17 protein-coding genes are annotated in these 17,377 nt (G+C 61.7%); 12 read left to right on the top strand and 5 right to left on the bottom strand.

Going from position 1 to position 17,377, the window contains the following annotated elements:
• The first annotated feature begins 136 nt into the window (after positions 1-136).
• From CK910_RS06175 to CK910_RS06190, 4 genes are all read left to right on the top strand, one after another.
• Complete coding sequence (locus CK910_RS06175; protein WP_016352294.1) at positions 137-805, top strand: helix-turn-helix transcriptional regulator; 669 nt, start codon at positions 137-139, stop codon at positions 803-805.
• A gap of 25 nt (positions 806-830) precedes the next feature.
• Positions 831-2,138 (top strand): L-cysteine desulfidase family protein, encoded by a 1,308-nt coding sequence (locus CK910_RS06180; RefSeq protein ID WP_172955251.1) that lies wholly within the window; start codon positions 831-833, stop codon positions 2,136-2,138.
• 237 nt (positions 2,139-2,375) lie between these two features.
• A complete protein-coding gene (locus CK910_RS06185) occupies positions 2,376-3,776 on the top strand; it encodes an L-cystine transporter (protein ID WP_098981622.1) in 1,401 nt (466 codons plus the stop codon).
• 87 nt (positions 3,777-3,863) lie between these two features.
• Entirely contained in the window at positions 3,864-5,192 is a 1,329-nt protein-coding gene (locus tag CK910_RS06190; RefSeq protein WP_098981624.1) for a CoA-disulfide reductase, read from the top strand.
• A 126-nt stretch (positions 5,193-5,318) separates the two neighbouring features.
• Here CK910_RS06190 and CK910_RS06195 read toward each other — a convergent pair whose 3' ends face one another.
• Positions 5,319-6,074, bottom strand: a complete 756-nt coding sequence (locus tag CK910_RS06195) for an outer membrane protein assembly factor BamD (protein ID WP_043119513.1) — start codon at positions 6,072-6,074, stop codon at positions 5,319-5,321.
• A gap of 117 nt (positions 6,075-6,191) precedes the next feature.
• On the opposite strand from CK910_RS06195, the gene rluD reads away from it, so the two are divergent.
• From rluD to CK910_RS06215, 4 genes are all read left to right on the top strand, one after another.
• The gene (gene rluD / locus CK910_RS06200; RefSeq protein ID WP_043142683.1) at positions 6,192-7,172 is read left to right on the top strand and encodes a 23S rRNA pseudouridine(1911/1915/1917) synthase RluD; all 981 of its coding nucleotides are present in this window, start codon (positions 6,192-6,194) and stop codon (positions 7,170-7,172) included.
• 194 nt (positions 7,173-7,366) lie between these two features.
• Entirely contained in the window at positions 7,367-8,104 is a 738-nt protein-coding gene (gene pgeF / locus CK910_RS06205; RefSeq protein ID WP_098981627.1) for a peptidoglycan editing factor PgeF, read from the top strand.
• Between the two features lie 207 nt (positions 8,105-8,311).
• A complete protein-coding gene (clpB, locus tag CK910_RS06210; RefSeq protein WP_098981629.1) occupies positions 8,312-10,885 on the top strand; it encodes an ATP-dependent chaperone ClpB in 2,574 nt (857 codons plus the stop codon).
• Between the two features lie 60 nt (positions 10,886-10,945).
• Positions 10,946-11,770: an MBL fold metallo-hydrolase gene (locus tag CK910_RS06215; protein ID WP_098981631.1), complete on the top strand. Its 825-nt coding sequence runs from the start codon at positions 10,946-10,948 to the stop codon at positions 11,768-11,770.
• A gap of 326 nt (positions 11,771-12,096) precedes the next feature.
• On the opposite strand, the gene asnA is transcribed toward CK910_RS06215, so the two are convergent.
• Positions 12,097-13,089: an aspartate--ammonia ligase gene (gene asnA, locus CK910_RS06220; protein WP_172955252.1), complete on the bottom strand. Its 993-nt coding sequence runs from the start codon at positions 13,087-13,089 to the stop codon at positions 12,097-12,099.
• Positions 13,090-13,242: 153 nt separating this feature from the next.
• On the opposite strand from asnA, the gene asnC reads away from it, so the two are divergent.
• Complete coding sequence (gene asnC / locus CK910_RS06225) at positions 13,243-13,704, top strand: transcriptional regulator AsnC (RefSeq protein WP_042870194.1); 462 nt, start codon at positions 13,243-13,245, stop codon at positions 13,702-13,704.
• A gap of 263 nt (positions 13,705-13,967) precedes the next feature.
• Here the strand turns inward: asnC and CK910_RS06230 are convergent, their stop codons facing one another.
• Complete coding sequence (locus CK910_RS06230; RefSeq protein ID WP_098981635.1) at positions 13,968-14,732, bottom strand: substrate-binding periplasmic protein; 765 nt, start codon at positions 14,730-14,732, stop codon at positions 13,968-13,970.
• An 85-nt stretch (positions 14,733-14,817) separates the two neighbouring features.
• Between CK910_RS06230 and CK910_RS06235 the strand changes: the two genes are divergently transcribed.
• On the top strand, positions 14,818-15,354 hold the full coding sequence (locus CK910_RS06235) for a DUF2301 domain-containing membrane protein (protein WP_098981636.1): 537 nt from the start codon (positions 14,818-14,820) through the stop codon (positions 15,352-15,354).
• Here CK910_RS06235 and CK910_RS06240 read toward each other — a convergent pair.
• Positions 15,351-15,755: a CBS domain-containing protein gene (locus CK910_RS06240; RefSeq protein ID WP_098981639.1), complete on the bottom strand. Its 405-nt coding sequence runs from the start codon at positions 15,753-15,755 to the stop codon at positions 15,351-15,353. The genes CK910_RS06235 and CK910_RS06240 overlap by 4 nt on opposite strands.
• Positions 15,756-15,888: 133 nt before the next feature.
• On the opposite strand from CK910_RS06240, the gene CK910_RS06245 reads away from it, so the two are divergent.
• Positions 15,889-16,593, top strand: a complete 705-nt coding sequence (locus CK910_RS06245) for an SDR family oxidoreductase (RefSeq protein WP_098981641.1) — start codon at positions 15,889-15,891, stop codon at positions 16,591-16,593.
• Between the two features lie 20 nt (positions 16,594-16,613).
• Here CK910_RS06245 and CK910_RS06250 read toward each other — a convergent pair whose 3' ends face one another.
• Entirely contained in the window at positions 16,614-17,126 is a 513-nt protein-coding gene (locus CK910_RS06250) for a 2-amino-4-hydroxy-6-hydroxymethyldihydropteridine diphosphokinase (RefSeq protein WP_098985007.1), read from the bottom strand.
• Between the two features lie 127 nt (positions 17,127-17,253).
• On the opposite strand from CK910_RS06250, the gene cydH reads away from it, so the two are divergent.
• Positions 17,254-17,346, top strand: coding sequence for a cytochrome bd-I oxidase subunit CydH (cydH, locus tag CK910_RS06255; RefSeq protein ID WP_017409791.1), 93 nt, complete (start codon positions 17,254-17,256; stop codon positions 17,344-17,346).
• Positions 17,347-17,377 lie beyond the last annotated feature (31 nt).

A 17,377-nucleotide genomic window follows, 5' to 3' on the forward strand; every position in this document is an offset into this window, starting at 1 on the left:
CTGCCGTTGTGCGCCAGTTCACAATCTGTGGCGCTTTGCCGCCAGTTGGGCATAATGCCTGCGAAAAAGCGATGCGGCTCAACTTTATTTGAGTCCCTTTGCTTTAGAGTTACCCCAAGTTGACTGGATGACCCCTATGATGCAGGCCACCCCATTACGCCAAGCCAGTGCGCTGACCGATGAAGAGCGCCACCTGATCGCCAGCTTCGAACCCGCCGTGGAGGCGCTCTCCGCCTTGTTCGGCCCGGGTTGTGAAGTGGTGTTGCACGCTTTCGACAGCCTGCACGCCTCCGTCATCAAGATCGCCAACGGCCATATCACAGGCCGGGAGGAGGGGGCGCCCGTCACCGACTTCGCCCTCAACAAGCTGCAGAGCGCGGCGGGCAGTCAGTGGAGCAGCTACTTCTCCCGCACTCGCGAGGGGGCGTTGCTCAAGTCCTCCTCCATCACCATCAGCAACCGGGAGGGCAAACCCGTCGGCATGCTGTGCGTGAACTTCAGCCTGGATACGCCGCTCTGCGCCCTGCTCGATACCTTCTCGTTGCCCGCCGCGCCGGCGCCGCTCAACAATGAGACCTTCGCCAGCTCGGTGGACGATCTGGTGGCCCAGGTGATCGACAAGGTGGATCAGGATGCCAGTCTCGGCAGCAGCGTGCGCAACAAGGCGATCGTGCACCGGCTCTACGACATGGGCATCTTCGAGATCAAGGATGCCGCCCAGCTGGTGGCCGAGATGCTCGGCATCTCCCGTCATACCGTCTATCTGCATATCCGCAACCGCAAAGCGGATCTGACCGAACAATAAGAGCCCGCCCGTGGGCGACATGAACATGAGAAACATCGCAATGAAAGCACAATGGACCGACTTTATTACCCTGCTCAAGCGTGAAGTGGTGCCGGCCCTGGGCTGCACCGAGCCCATGTCGGTGGCGCTGGCGGCGGCCAACTGCCGCAAGCTGCTGGGGCAGGACCCGACCCGCGTCAGCGTCTGGGTCAGCGGCAACCTGTTCAAGAACGGCATGGGGGTCGGCGTGCCCGGCACCGGCATGATAGGGCTGCCGGTAGCGGCGGCGGTCGGTTTCACCGGGGGCAACCCGGATGCGGGGCTGGAGGTGCTCAAGACTCTCACGCCAGATCAGGTCGAAGCCGCCAAGGCGCTGCTGCCCATCATCAAGGTGGACGTGAAGGATGTGGCTGACGTGCTCTATGCCGAGGTCTTGGCGGAGGTGGAGGGCCACAGCGCCCGGGTGGTGATCTGTACCGACCACACCCGCATCGTCTTGATGGAGCTGGACGGCGAGGTGCTGATGGAGCAGGCCAGCGCCCCCGGCGTGCAGATCCAGCCCGCCAAGTCCGGCAAGCCCGCCATGACGCTGCGCGAGATAGTGGCGTTTGCGCTTGAGGTGCCGCTGGCGGAGATCGACTTCATTCGCGCTGCGGCCACCATGAACCAGGCGCTGGCGGATGAAGGGCTGCAGGGTTATGGCTTGCAGATCGGCAAGATCCTGACCGAGCAGGTGGAACGCAAGCTGCTCTCCGACGATCTGATGACGCTGGCCATGCGGCTCTCCTCGGCGGCCTCCGATGCGCGCATGGACGGCGCCATGCTGCCCGCCATGTCCAACTCCGGCTCCGGCAATCAGGGCATAGCCGCCACCATGCCGGTGGTCGCCGCCGCCCGCTTCCTCAAGGCGAGCGACGAGCAGCTGACCCGGGCGCTGGTGATGAGCCATCTGGTGGCCATCTACATCAAGACCCATCAGAACAAGCTGTCGGCCCTCTGCGCCGCCAGCACGGCTGCCATGGGGTCGGGGGCCGCCATCACCTGGCTGCTGGGCGGCCAGTTCGAGCAAATTAGTCACTGCATCAACAACATGATCGGTGACGTTTCCGGTATCATTTGCGACGGCGCGGGCAGTGCCTGTTCCATGAAGGTCTCTACCTCCACCTCGGCGGCGGTCAAATCGTCGCTGATGGCCATCAACAATCTGCACGTACCCCAGAGCGAAGGCATAGTCTCCGACGACGTGGACCAGACCATAGCCAACCTGGGCCGTCTCTCCAAACTGGGGATGCTGGATACCGATATCGAGATCATCAACATCATGCGGGCCAAACAACAGGGCAAGGCCCAGTGATGCAAGGGGTGGCGCAAGCCACCCTCTGTTTTTCTGTCTGCTGACGCCGCCCCGGCCACGGGGCGTCCGATGCGGTTGATGTCAGGGTTGCGCCTGCCAGGCGTGGCCCGGTTTTGTGTCACCCCGGTTGCACCGGGGGGCAAGTCGCCACGATGCGGCACGTTTCAGGGAGGAGTGTGCACTGGACACTCGTCCGTATACCTCGGGCCCGGCCCGATTATTTTGGGGAATATCGTCATGACTCTTAGCGTTATAGGTAATCTGGCCATCCTGGTCATGTTGCTGCTGTTTCTCTATCGGTTGCAGCAAACCCACGTCAGCTTCACCCGCCGGGTCTTCTCGGGGCTGGGGCTCGGCATCCTGTTCGGCGCCGCCTTGCAACTGTTGTATGGTGCCGGTTCCAGCGTGCTGGTGCAGACCGGTGACTACCTGGATATCGTCGGCAGCGGCTATGTGAAGCTGCTGCAGATGATCATCACCCCGCTGATCATGGTCTCCATCATAGGCGCCATCCTCAAGCTCAACGGCGGCACCGCCCTTGGCAAGATCAGCGCCATGACCATAGGCGTGCTGATCTTCACCACCATGATTGCCGCCGGGGCGGGCATACTGATGTCCAACCTGTTTGGCCTGACCGCCGAAGGGCTCACCGCCGGCGCCGCCGAGACCGCTCGTGGCGCCGCGCTGCAGACCACACTCGGCAGCGTCGAGGGAATGTCCTTTGCCAAGATGGTGCTGGAGTTCATCCCGGCCAATCCCTTCCTCGACATGACGGGGGCGCGCAAGACCTCCACCATAGCCGTGGTGATCTTCTCCATCTTCATCGGCCTCTCCGCCACCGGCATCGCCCGCAAGAAGCCCGAGATCTTCGCGAGCTTCGGCCACTTCATGCAGGTGGCTCACGTCATAGTGATGCGGATGGTGACTCTGGTGCTGCGCCTCACTCCCTATGGCGTGCTGGCGCTGATGACCAAGGTGGTGTCCGGTTCCAACTACGCCGACATCCTCAACCTGCTCAGCTTCGTCATGGCCTCCTACGGCGCCATCGCCATCATGTTTGCGGTGCACCTGCTGCTGGTGAGCCTGGTGGGCATCAACCCGGCCCGTTACCTGAAGAAGATCATGCCGGTGCTGGCTTTTGCCTTCACCTCCCGCACCAGTGCGGGCTCGATCCCGATGAACGTGCAGACCCAGACCAAGGCGCTCGGCATTCCGGAGGGGATCGCCAACTTCGCCGCCTCGTTTGGCTCGACCATAGGCCAGAACGGCTGCGCCGGCATCTATCCGGCCATGCTGGCGGTGATGATAGCCCCGACCGTGGGGGTCAATCCCATGGATCCCGGCTTCATCATGACGCTGATCGCCATCATCACCGTCAGCTCCTTCGGGGTGGCCGGGATCGGTGGCGGCGCCACCTTCGCCGCGCTGATCGTGCTCTCCGCCCTGGACTTCCCGGTGGCGCTGGCGGGCCTGCTCATCTCCATAGAGCCGCTGATCGACATGGGCCGCACCGCGCTTAACGTTTCCGGCTCTATCACCGCCGGTACTGTCACCAGCCGCCTGTTGGGTGAGACCGACATGGCGGTGTTCAACAGCGAGCACGAGGTGTGTCTGGACGGCGAAGAGTCCACCATCTGATCCGCTTGCCAGGGGAGGGGCCAGCCCCTGCCCATCGATAGACCAGAGGGAGGGCATGCCCTCCCTCTGCCATTGAAAGGAGAAAGTATGAGAATCCTGATCATAGGTGGCGAAGCCGCCGGTATGAGTGCGGCGGCCAAGGCCCGTCGTCTGGCCAAGGATGCCGAGATAGTGGTGTACGAGGCCTCCGAGGTGATCTCCTTCGGCGCCTGCGGCCTGCCCTACTTCGTCGGCGACGAGTTTCAGGAGCCGGGCTACATGGCCGAGTTCACCCCGGAGCAGTTCGCCGCCAAGGGGATAGAGGTCAAGACCGGCCACCGGGTGCTCGGTATCGATGCGGCCGCCCATACCCTTCGGGTGGAGCACAAGGGCGACACCTTCACCGATCGTTACGATCGGCTGATGATAGCCACAGGTGCCCGTGAAGTGATGCCCCCCATCCCCGGCCTGCAGCAGCAGGGGGTGTTCGGCCTGCGCCGCATGGCCGACGGGCTGGCGCTGAAGGAGGCGGTGCAGGACAAGCACAATACCCGCGCCCTGGTGATCGGCTCCGGCTTCATCGGGCTGGAGGTAGTCGAGGCCCTGGTGCATCAGGGTAAAGAGGTGCGGCTCATCGAGCTGGCGGATCGGGTCATTCCCGACGCTTTTGATAGCGAAATCACCCAGCACATAGAAACCGAACTGCGCGAGCAGGGGGTCTGTGTCCATCTGGGTGAGCGGGTTGAGGCTCTGCTGGGGGATGGCAGGGTCACGGGCGTGCGAACCAGCCAGGGCGAGTATGAGGCCGATATCGTGGTAGTCTGCACCGGGGTCAAGCCCAACACCGAGTTCCTGGCCGACACCGGCATCAAACGGCTGGCCAATGGCGCCATCGAGGTGGACAGGCAGGGCCGCACCTCGCTGGCCAACGTCTGGTCTGCCGGCGACTGCGCCAGCGTCTGGCACAGCGTCAAGCAGCAGCAGGTCTATGTGCCGCTCGCCACCATAGCCAACAAGCTGGGCCGCATGGTGGGCGAGAACCTGGCCGGGGCCGAACAGGTGTTCCCGGGCACGCTGGGCTCCGCGGCGCTCAAGGTGCTGGGGCTGGAGGCGGGTCGCACCGGTCTTTCTGAGCAAGAGGCCAAGGCGATGGGCATCGACTATCGCACCGTCGTCATCAAGGACAAGTGCCACACCAACTACTGTCCCGGCCAGTCCGACATCCACGTCAAGCTGGTCTATGAGGCGGGCAGCAAGCGGCTGCTGGGGGGCCAGATCCTGGGTCGCAAGGGGGCTGTCCACCGCATAGATGCGCTGGCGGTCGCCATCACAATGGGAGTGACCACGGAGCAGCTCGGCATGCTGGACTTTGCCTACGCCCCGCCCTTCTCCCGCACCTGGGACGTGCTCAACGTGGCGGGCAATGTGGCCAAATAGCTGACTGAAGATGGCGGCGCATACACGGCGCCGTCATGCCAGTTGCACTCTGCAGGTAAATTGCAGACATAAAAAAACCGATGCCTGGGCATCGGTTTTCTGTTGCGACCGGTTTGGCCGTTGAACTCAGCCGCGGCCGAGACGGTTGTCCGGGTAGTTCTTGGCCAGCACTTCGCGGGCATGCTGGGCCAGGGCCGGCATCTTCAGCGTGTCGTAAGACTCGACCATGATCTCCAGCGCCTTCTCGGTTTCGGCCGTGTCGGGATAGGTCTCGACAATCAGCTTGGCCCGGTTGGCGGCGGCGATCAGCGCATCGCGCTTCACGTAGTACTCGGCCACGCTCAGGTCGTAGCGGGCAAGGCGGTTCTTCAGACCGATCATGCGAGCACGGGCATCGGCGGCATAGACGCTGTTGGGATAGTTCTGCAACAGGGTCTTGAAGTCCTGGAAGGCCTGACGGGCATAAGAGGGGTCTTTATCGTCCCGATTGATGCCCAGGAAGTCCTGGAAGAAGTTGTAATCGCCGGCCATGTTGGTCAGGCCGCGCATGTAGAACACATAATCGATATTTTTATGCGCCGGATTGAGGCGGATAAAACGGTCGATATTGGCGATCGCCTGGGCGGTATCGTCCTGTTTGTAGTAGGCGTAAATGAGGTCAAGCTGTACCTGGTTGGAGTAGGCGCCGAAAGGATAGCGCGAGTCCAATGCTTCCAGTAATTCGATAGCATTCAGGTAGTTACCGGCATCCAGCTTGAGGCGTGCTTTCTGGTACAGGGTCTCCGGCGGTTCGTCGGGGACCTTGGGTTTGGTGCTGGAACAGCCCGTGATCAAGGTAGCAACCAAGGCGAGCGACATCAGCAGGTGAGACTTCTTTCCCATCAACAACATCCGGTCCATTTCCACGAAATTGGCAAAGTATCCGTTATGCTTGGCTAAAAGAAAAGCTAGAATACCCGGATTATTTCGAATTGATACCCCCCGCTCAAGAGACCATACATGAGCCAGCATATTGAACTGACAGGCGAATTTCAGGATCACCAATTCGGGCAGCGACTCGACCAGGCCCTGGCCGAATTGTTTCCAGACTACTCCCGAACCCGCATCAAGGAGTGGATTTTACAGGACAGAGTGACCCTGGATGGTCAGGTTGCGAACACCCCGCGCGAGAAGGTACTGGCCGGGCAACAGGTGCATGTAGATGTCGAGCTGGAAGATGACACCCGCTGGGATGCCCAGGACATAGCGCTCAACATCGTCTATGAAGATGAACACATTCTGGTGATCGACAAACCGGCCGGTCTGGTGGTTCACCCGGGTGCAGGCACGCCGGATGGCACCATACTCAACGCCCTGCTGCACCGCTATCCCGGCATCGCCGAGGTGCCCCGCGCCGGTATAGTGCACCGTCTGGATAAAGACACCACAGGCCTGATGGTGGTTGCCAAAACCGTGCCCGCTCAGACCCATCTGGTGGAAGCGCTGCAGGCGCGCCAGATCACCCGTGAGTACGAAGCCATCGCCATCGGTCACATGACCGCAGGCGGCACAGTGGATGCGCCTATCGGCCGTCACCCGACCCAGCGCACCCACATGGCTGTGGTGCCCAATGGCCGTCCTTCCGTGACCCACTACCGGGTACACGAGAAATTCCGTGGCCACACCCGTCTGCGTCTGCGTCTGGAAACCGGTCGTACCCACCAGATCCGTGTGCACATGGCTCACATCAAGCATCCGCTGGTGGGGGATCCCGCCTACGGTGGCCGTCTGCGCCTGCTGCGCAATGCGACCCCTGAGCTGACCCAGATGCTGCGCAGCTTCAATCGTCAGGCGCTGCATGCCACCATGCTGCAACTGGCACACCCCATCACGGGTGAAGTGATGCAGTGGCACTCCGAGACGCCGCAGGACATGGTGGATCTGATGGAAGTGCTGCGCGCTGACACCCTGGCCAATCCGGACGATTTAGTCTGGAATTGATGAGCTGATGGAAGTGCTGCACACCAAGATCACCCTCATCAATCTGGATGAGCTGGTCTGGAACTGATGAAGAGGGTGGCTCTGCGACGATTCCTGCCGTAGCCCTGCCCTTGAATCAGGCCTGAAACGGGGCTCCTTGACTGGCAACAGCTAAGGAGCCCCGTTTTTATATGAATAAATGAAAGGAGCCACAGATGAAATGGATCGAACCCGACTGGCCGGCACCGGCTCGTGTCAGAGCCCTGTCGACCACCCGGGATGGCGGCGAGAGTGAAGGGGTCTTCGCCGGCCTCAATCTGGGCGCCCATGTGGGGGACGCGGCGGCGCGGGTCGAGGGCAACCGTGCCCGCCTGCAGCAGGTTGCGGATATTCCCGGCCCCCTCAACTGGCTCAATCAGGTGCATGGCACCGCAGTGCATCCGGTCAGCAACCAGTATGATGTCGTGCCGGATGCTGATGCGGCTTGCGCCTATGAGGCGGGGCAGGCCTGCATAGTGATGACCGCCGACTGCCTTCCCGTGTTGTTTTGCGATCGGGCGGGCACTGTGGTGGCTGCCGCCCATGCCGGTTGGCGCGGGCTGCAAGGAGGCGTATTGGAAGCCAGCATCGCGGCCATGGGCTGTGAACCGAACGACATTCTGGCCTGGCTTGGCCCGGCCATCGGTCCTACCGCCTTTGAAGTGGGGGGCGAGGTGCGCGACGCCTTTATGGTTGAACAGGCCGACGCCGCCGCTGCCTTTGTGCCTTCCCCCAACGAGGGCAAGTGGCTGGCGGATATCTACCGGCTGGCCAGGCTGCGTCTCGCCCGTTCCGGTGTGAGCGCCGTCTACGGCGGCGAGTTCTGTACCTTCGGCGATGGCGAGCGGTTCTACTCCTATCGTCGCGACGGTCAGACCGGCAGAATGGCCTCCATCATCTGGTTGGCCCGCTAAGAGCCTGACAAGCACCCGGTCAGCCATCACCCCGCTTTTCTCACGATCAGATCGGCGTGAGAGGGGCGGGGATCCTGCCTCCTCCCCGCTTTGCAGAAAAAATAACCAGCCAAGCCCCTTGAAATAACCCGTACGGGCCGCATCTTTCTTGTCAGAAAGTCATGTTGTTTGCCGCACGAGCGGCGTCTGTCTGAAAGGGGGAGTGCGATGCGCCTCGATCGCCTGACCAGCAAATTCCAAGTTGCTATTTCCGATGCCCAGTCTCTTGCACTGGGTCGTGATCACCAATTTATCGAACCCGTCCACCTGATGACCGCCCTGGTCAATCAGGACGGCGGCTCCATTCGTCCACTGCTCACCCTGACCGGGATGGACATCAATTCCCTGCGCTCTCGCCTCGGCGAAGAGCTGGATCGGCTGCCCAAGGTGAGCGGCGTGGAGGGCGATGTGCAGCTCTCCAACGGCCTGGGTCGCCTGCTCAACGTCTGTGACAAGCTGGCTCAGCAGCGCAAGGATCAGTTCATCTCGTCCGAGCTGTTCGTGCTGGCCGCCCTCGACGAGAAGGGCAACCTGGGCGAACTGCTGCGTGCTCAGGGCTTGAGCAAGGAAAAACTCGAAGCCGCCATCGACAAGGTGCGCGGTGGCAGAAAGATCGAAGATGCCAACGCCGAGGAGAATCGCCAGGCGCTGGAGAAGTACACCATAGACCTCACGGAGCGGGCCGAGATCGGCAAGCTGGATCCCGTGATAGGTCGCGATGAAGAGATCCGCCGTACCATCCAGGTGCTGCAACGCCGTACCAAGAACAACCCCGTGCTGATCGGTGCCCCCGGCGTCGGCAAGACCGCTATCGTCGAAGGGCTGGCCCAGCGCATCATCAACGGCGAAGTGCCGGAAGGGCTCAAGAACAAGCGGGTGCTCTCCCTGGACATGGGCGCCCTGGTGGCCGGTGCCAAGTACCGCGGCGAGTTTGAAGAGCGGCTGAAAGCCGTGCTGAGCGATCTCGCCAAGGAGGAGGGCAACGTCATCCTCTTCATAGACGAGCTGCACACCATGGTCGGCGCCGGCAAGGGCGAAGGGGCCATGGACGCGGGCAACATGCTGAAACCTGCGCTGGCCCGTGGCGATCTGCACTGCGTCGGTGCCACCACCCTGGACGAGTACCGCCAGTACATAGAGAAGGATGCCGCGCTGGAGCGCCGCTTCCAGAAGGTGCTGGTGGAGGAGCCGAGCGTGGAAGACACCATCGCCATACTGCGCGGCCTGAAGGAGCGTTACGAGCTGCACCACCATGTGCAGATCACGGATCCGGCGATCGTGGCGGCGGCCCAGCTGTCGCACCGTTACATAGCCGATCGCCAGTTGCCGGACAAGGCCATCGACCTGATCGACGAGGCGGCGGCCAGCATCCGGCTGCAGATCGACTCCAAGCCCGAGTCACTCGACCGGCTGGAGCGGCGCATCATCCAGCTCAAGCTGGAGCAGCAGGCGCTGATGAAAGAGGATGACGACGCCAGCCGCAAGCGGCTGGATCTCATCAATCAGGAGATTGGCGAAAAGGATCGGGAATACAACGAGCTGGATGAGGTGTGGAAGGCCGAGAAGGCTGCCCTCGCCGGTACCCAGCACATCAAGGCGGCACTGGAGCAGGCACGTCAGGATCTCGACGTGGCGCGCCGTGCAGGCGACTTGGGTCGCATGTCCGAGCTGCAATACGGCCGCATTCCCGAGCTGGAGAAACAGCTGGATCTCGCCACCCAGGCCGAGATGCAGGAGACCAGTCTGCTGCGCAACCGCGTCACAGACGTGGAGATAGCCGACGTGCTGGCCCGTGCAACCGGCATTCCGGTGGCGCGCATGCTGGAAGGGGAGCGTGACAAGCTGCTGCGGATGGAAGATCAGCTGCACAGCCGGGTGATAGGTCAGGAGGAAGCGGTTGAAGCCGTCTCCAACGCCATTCGCCGCTCCCGTGCCGGGCTCTCGGATCCGAACCGCCCCATCGGCTCCTTCCTGTTCCTCGGTCCCACCGGGGTGGGCAAGACTGAGCTGTGCAAGGCGCTGGCGGAGTTCCTGTTCGATACCCAGGACGCCATGGTGCGGATCGACATGTCCGAGTTCATGGAGAAACACAGCGTGGCCCGTCTGGTGGGTGCACCTCCGGGATACGTGGGCTATGAGGAGGGGGGTTATCTGACCGAGGCGGTACGCCGTCGCCCCTATTCTGTGATCCTGCTCGATGAAGTGGAGAAGGCACACCCGGATGTGTTCAACATCCTGTTGCAGGTGCTGGACGATGGCCGCCTGACCGATGGTCAGGGTCGTACCGTCGATTTCCGCAACTCGGTCGTCATCATGACCTCCAACCTGGGGTCGGATCTGATCCAGGAGCACCACTCCGAGAAGGATTACGACGAGATGAAGATCATGTTGATGGAGGTGCTGACCCGCAGCTTCCGGCCCGAGTTCATCAACCGGATCGACGAGACTGTGGTGTTCCACCCCCTCGATGAGGCTCACATCAAGTCCATCGCCCGCATCCAGCTCAAGAGCCTGATGGGCCGTCTGGAGGCTCAGGGTTACGAGGTGGAGGTGAGCGAGGCGCTGCTCGAGAAGCTGGTGCACGCCGGGTTCGACCCCGTCTACGGGGCACGGCCCCTCAAGCGGGCGATCCAGCACAAGGTGGAGAACCCGCTGGCGCAGGCGCTGCTTTCCGGTCGCATCGTTCCCGGCAAGAAGTTGCTGCTGGGGGCCGACAGCAACGGCCTGACCATGACCCAGTAATGGGATTGTCGATGAAAAACGCAGGCCTGGTGCCTGCGTTTTGTTTTCAGGGGGAGCGAGATGCTGAAGTTTTCCGTGCTGGTGGATGACGAGGTCCATAGCCCAGGTTGTTTGCCGGAGAGGGGGTTGGCGCTGCTGCTGGAGTGTGATGGCCTCAAGGTGCTGTTTGACTGCGGGAGGGGGAGGGCCTTGCGCCATAACGCCGGGGTCATGGGGATGGATCTCGCCTCGCTCACCCACGTGGTGCTGTCCCACGGTCATTACGATCATGTGGGCGGTATCGGCTCGCTGCCCGTCTATCCCGATCCTGTCCCCTTGATAGCCTGTCCGGATGTGTTCTGCGAACGTGGCTATTTTCTGTCGTTCCCCTTCTTGCGTCGCAACCTCTATCGACTCTCGGGCGATCTTGCGCCGGAGGCTCTGGTGGCCAGAGGGCTGCTGCCCCGCTGCTCTGCCGAGCCGGTCTGGCTGTCCGAGCGGTTGGTATTTCTGGGGAGTATCCTGCGGCGCGACAAGGCGGCGCCTTCCCTGCTCGGCTACATAGTGCGTGGCGGGCGAATAGAGAAGGATGTCATATCGGATGATTCGGCGCTGGCCTACAAGAGCCCACGTGGCCTTATCATCTTTATCGGCTGCGGCCACTCCGGGGTCGAGAACATAGTGCAATGGGCCCAGGAGGTGTGCGGCGAGGAGCGGGTGCATGCCGTCATAGGTGGTCTGCACCTGAAGTTTTCCGGCACGCAGCGGGCTGCTGCGCTGGGCATGTATCTGCAACAGGAGGGCGTGGAGAGCCTCTTTGCCTGCCATTGCACCGGCAAACGGAAGGCAGGGCTGCCACGGCAGACCAACATAGGTGCGGGGTTCACACATGTATTCCCGCCATAAAAAAGCGGCAATCCGAAGATTGCCGAGAGGAATGTAGTGACGCGACCTGACGTGGGTTGAGCGGGTCGCAGGGGCAAGCCCCGGTTTCGCAAAGGGCCATCAGGGATGTCCACTCTGCTTACAGCATGCCCGTGATGCGCTCTCTCATCCCGGGCGGCCACACACCTGTCAGGCCTGACCCGCGCGCCGCGGCTCGCAGGCCAGACCCATTGAATTGCTTACAGCATGCCCGGGATGGCGGCCTTCATTTCGGACGGCCATACCCCGCCCTGTGCATGCCTATGTACTCCTTTGCGGCGACATGAGATGACCAAACACTCATGTGCTTACAGCATGCCCGGGATGGCGGTTTTCATCTCCGCCGGCCAGACGCCGACCTGCACCTGACCTATGTGTTCCTTTTGCAGCAACAACATGGCCAGACGGGATTGGCCTATGCCGCCGCCTATGGTTTGCGGCATGCGCGCGGCCAGCAGATCCTGGTGCCAGTCGTATTGCAGGCGATCCTCATCGCCCGTGATGGCGAGCTGGCGGCGCAGGGCCTCGGCATCTACCCGGATACCCATGGAGGAGATCTCGAAACTGTCTTCCAGCACAGGGTTCCACACCAGGATGTCACCGTTCAGGCCGGCCAGACCCAGCTCGCTGTGGCTGCTCCAGTCGTCATAGTCAGGGGCACGCACATCGTGGCGCTCGCCGTGGGAGAGGGCGCCGCCTATGCCGATGAGGAAGACGGCCCCCAGCTCCTTGGCGATGGCGCGTTCGCGCCCCTTGGCATCGAGATCCGGGTAACGGGTCAGCAACTCTTCGCTGTGCAGGAACTGGATCTCGCCTGGCAGGAAGGGGGTCAGCGCGTGTTCGGCACAGACGGCGCGCTCGGTGGCCTTGATGGCGGCCCAGATGCCGCGCACCGTCTCCTGCAGATAGGCCAGATCGCGGCGCTCGCTCGGCATCACCTTCTCCCAGTCCCACTGATCCACGTAGACGGAGTGGATGGGGGTGAGACGATCCTCGTCCGGACGCAGCGCCTTCATGTGGGTGTAGATGCCTTCGCCCGGGCCGAAACCGAAGCGGCCGAGCGTCTGGCGCTTCCACTTGGCCAGGGAGTGCACCACCTCGTAGCTGTGTTCAGGCAGGGTCTTCACCTTGACCTGCACCGCATTCTCGTGGCCAGAGAGGTTGTCTTGAGTGCCATCACCGACCCGGCTCAGAATGGGGGCTTGCACCTCCATCAGGCCCAGTTGCTGGGCGAGTTGGCGGGAGAACATCTCTTTGACGAAGCTGATCTGTTGCTGGCTGCGAATGTAGTGCTGTTTCATGCTGAATACCTGTCTCAAATCCGTTGGATGTGACGATTCTTCAACAGATTGCCAAGTAAATTCAATATTCGATAATAGAAATAGGCTTTGTGTGTTTTTTTCTTCAAAATAAACCCATTATTAATGAGGTATCGTCAACGGGAGTTCAAAAAAGTGCCGGAAAATTATCGGATCGATAATCTCGATCAGGCCATCCTCACCGCCCTGATGGACAATGCGCGGATCCCTTACGCCGAGTTGGCCAAACAACTGGCGGTCAGCCCGGGCACCATCCATGTGCGGGTGGAGAAGATGAAGCAGGCGGGGATCATCGAGGGGACGCGGGTGCAGGTGAATGCCAAGAAGCTGGGTTATGACGTTTGCTGCTTTATCGGCATCAATCTTAAAAGTGCGAAAGATTACCCCTCGGCGCTGGCCAAGCTGCAGGCGCTGGACGAGGTGGTGGAGGCCTATTACACCACGGGCCACTACAGCATCTTCATGAAGGTGATGACCCGCTCCATCGACGAGCTGCAGACTGTGCTGATCCACAAGATCCAGACCATAGACGAGATCCAGTCCACTGAAACCCTGATTTCATTACAGAACCCAATATTGCGAGACGTGAAGCCCTGAGGCTTGTTGCGTGGGGGGGATGCGCGAGATCCATTTCACATGCGAAACCCTGATTTCACTGCAGAACCCAATATTGCGAGACGTTAAGCCCTGAGGCCTGTTGCGTGGGGGGATGCGCGAGATCCATTTCACATGCGAAACCCTGATCTCGCTGCAGAACCCGATCTTGCGAGACGTGAAGCCCTGAGGCTTGTTGCGTGGGGAGGGATGCGGTTCACATGCGAAACCCGATCTTGCGTGATGTGAAGCCCTGATCGCCGGGATCAGGGTTCGATATAGGGGATGCCGTACTTGTCGTAGATGGCCTTGAGCCTGCCGTCGCGCTTCATGTGCAACAGCTCGGCATCATAGGCTGCCATCAGGGCCGGGGTGCCGGCATCGGCCCTGGCCTTGGTCCAGACGGTGTAGTAGGGGCTGGCCTTGAGCGGCTTGGGCAGGTAGTCGAGCTTGCCCTCCAGCCCTTCCTCCTTGATCTGGGCGAAGGCGGTGACCAGCGGCATGGGCACGGCATCTATGCGTCCGGCGATCAGCTTGCGCAGTTGCAGCTGGTTGATGGGGATCTCCTGGAAGTGATAGGCCGGATCGGCCAGGGCCGCCGTCAGCTCAGGGGTGTAGGAGAAATCTTTGGTGACGCCGATGCGCCAGGGTTTGAGATCGTTCAGGGTGTCGTAGCGGATCTTCATCATGTCGGCCTTGCGCACGAAGAAGTGCCAGCTGTGGCGCAGGTGGGCCTGCTGCGGGTAGAGCAGATAGCGCTCTCGCTCCGGTTTGTAGGAGTGGGTCATCACCAGGTCATACGCGCCGGTTTCGGCATTGCGGGTGAGACGGGCGCCCGAGTCGGTCAGCTCGATCCTGATGGGGACCTTGAGCTTGCCGAAGATGGCGGTGACCACGTCCACATCCAGCCCGCAGGGGCGGGCCTGGTCGTCCAGAAATTTCAGCGGCGGCTCCAGCGTGCCACCTATGATCAGTTCTTTGGCCTGGAGCCAGAGGGGAAGCAGCAGGCAGAGCAGAATGAACCTTCGCAAACCACATCTCCTGCACTGAATAGGGAATCGCCCACGGGCATAATTCAAGTATATTGACCCGGATATTCAACAGAGACGACCCCGGATGGCAAATCCTGAAATCGAAAGTGAACTGGACGGCATCGACAGCTTGTCGGTCTGCCTCTATCGCCTTGGCCTGAGTCTGGCAGCTTTATTGCTTGTGTGTCGAGGGGCCAGACTGCTGATTGGGCAGGATTTTTTACCGCCTGCGATCTGGCTGGCGGCCATGGCGGTGGCGAGCGGGGTGTGCGGGCTCTGTCTGCATATCTATGACAAGCGTATTCGCTTCATCCTGCAGGCGACGGCCTGGGGCGGCCTGATGCTGAGTGCCTGCGGGGCGCCGGACGTGTTGGTGCTGGGGGCTGTGCTGGCCACGCTCTCCGGCCTGGCGTTCAAGGAGCAGTTCTGTTTCGCCATTCCTGGCATCAAGGCGGTGCCCCTATTGCTGCCGCTGTTATGGGGGCTGGAGTGGGCCCGGCTCGGTTGGGCCGCCGCCCTGGTTGCCCTGGCGTGCGGCCTGTTGCTCTGCCTGCTCAGTCTGGCCAAGTGGCGCATGCCCCTGCACTTCGACATAGGTGACAAGGGGCGCTATCAGAGCTAGGTCTGCTGACAGCCCTTCATCTGGTGGTTGAGAGCCTGCATCACCTGATGGCGGCTGATGATGCCGATCACCTTGCCCCCTTGCAGCACCGGATAGATCTTGGGCCTGGCCTCGCTCATCTGGCGCGCCAGCTCCAGTATGCTGTCGTCCGGGGCGACCGAGAGCGGTGTGCGGCTCATCAGATCTTCCACCCGGGTGCGGGTGTCGCAGTGATAGCTGCCGGTGAGCAGGCTGGGAATGCAGTCCTGCTCGGAGAGAAAACCGATCAGCCGCTGTTGCTCGTCCAGCACCGGCAGGCCGCTCAGCCCTGAGTGGTGCAATCTGTCCAGCGCCTCGGCCAGGCCGAGTTGCGGGGTGAGGGAGTGGGTCAGGCGGCTCATGTGATCGCGGATCTGCAGCATCTGGGTGGCTCCAAAAGGGGTAAAGTGGTGTCACTATGGCCGCTGGGCGGCGGACGGGGCCAATGGCTTGTGCCGTGGAGATTGATAGGCAGGGCCCTGCCACGGGTCGGCAAGCAATGACAAAGGAGAGGTTATGCGTGCATTGGTGACGGGATGTGGCCGCCGGCTCGGCTTCTATCTGTGCGAGCAGCTGGTGGCGGCCGGCTGGCAGGTGACGGGCAGTTATCGCAGCGAGCGGCCCGAGCTGGCCAGACTGGCGGCGCTCGGAGTCGAGCTGGTGCAGGCGGATTTCGCTCGTGAGGAGGAGGTCGGCAGGCTGATCGAGGCGCTGGCCGCCCATCAGGATCTGGGGCTGGTGATCCACAACGCCTCGGCCTTCGAGCCCCAGGCGACGGATCCGGCGGTGCAACTGGCCCAGTTCGAGCAGTTTTATCGGGTGCACATGGCGGCACCCTTCCAGCTCAACCGGGCGCTGGCGCCCCAGCTGGCGTGCAACGCCAATGCCGGCATCATCCACATCACGGATATCTATATTCACGCCCCGGCCCCCCAGTTTGCCAGCTATGTGGCCACCAAGGCGGGGGCTCACTCCCTTGCCATGAGCTTTGCCCGTGAACTGGCACCCGCCATCCGGGTCAACACCATAGAGCCTGGCCCCATCCTGTTTCTCGACGAACATGGCGACGCGTGGCGCCAGCAGGTGCTGGCGAAAACGCCGCTGGCGCGGGAAGGGGGGTTGGAGCCCATCTGGCAGGCGGTGCAGTTGCTGATGGAGAACGACTACATGACGGGCGCCAGCATCCGGGTCGATGGCGGCCGCAGCCTGGCCGTTATCTGAGCCCTGACCCGGAGCTGCGCTCAGCTCCTGGCGACAGAGGCCTCTGCCGCCTGCTGCAGGGCCAGGGGGGTGAGGCCGACCTGCTGCTCCTCGATCACCTTGCCCGCCATCAGCCGGGTGTGCAGTGGCAAGGTGACCTTGCGATCGCGCACCTCCCCCTGCCCATACAGCTCGGCCAGCAGCTCGTCGAGGTAGGCATCGACCCGGGTAGCGGCGAAGTCATCGGTCGGGTTGCTGGCCAGAATGTCGATGTCCAGCGGCCGGTCGAGCACCTTGCAGTTCGGATCGCTGCGATCCCGGCCGTGCGCCAGCTCCATGGCGATGAAGACGGTTTTCAGCTGCAGGGGCGTCAGCGTGCTTTCTGTGACAAACAGGCAGTTGAGGAAGTCGTGGCGGGAGTGCATCCCCACCGGCTTGGTCTGGATCACCGAGCTCAGTTGCAGGCGACCGAAACGCTCGAGCAGTTCGCCGACCGCCTGGCTGACATGCTGGTGGGGATCCAGATTCGATCCAATGCTGCACAGATAGAACATCTTCATCGGTCCTTGAGTAGGGCTCATCTGAAATGTATACACGGCTCACGGTAATCGGATTAACTATGCATTAACATCAAATTGTCTGTTGTGATCAGGCTCTATGTTGGCAAGAAAGGAGGTTTGCATGAGTGTGGAACTGAAGTGGGCACTGTTGACCGCGTCTGGCGCGTTGGCGATGATCCTGATTATCTGTGTGGCATCCGTCGGTCTGGCGTGAACCCCATCCCTCATTTTGCAGTATGAACCGG

It is taken from the genome of Aeromonas sp. CA23 (assembly GCF_002587065.1).
Lineage (GTDB): Bacteria > Pseudomonadota > Gammaproteobacteria > Enterobacterales > Aeromonadaceae > Aeromonas > Aeromonas bestiarum.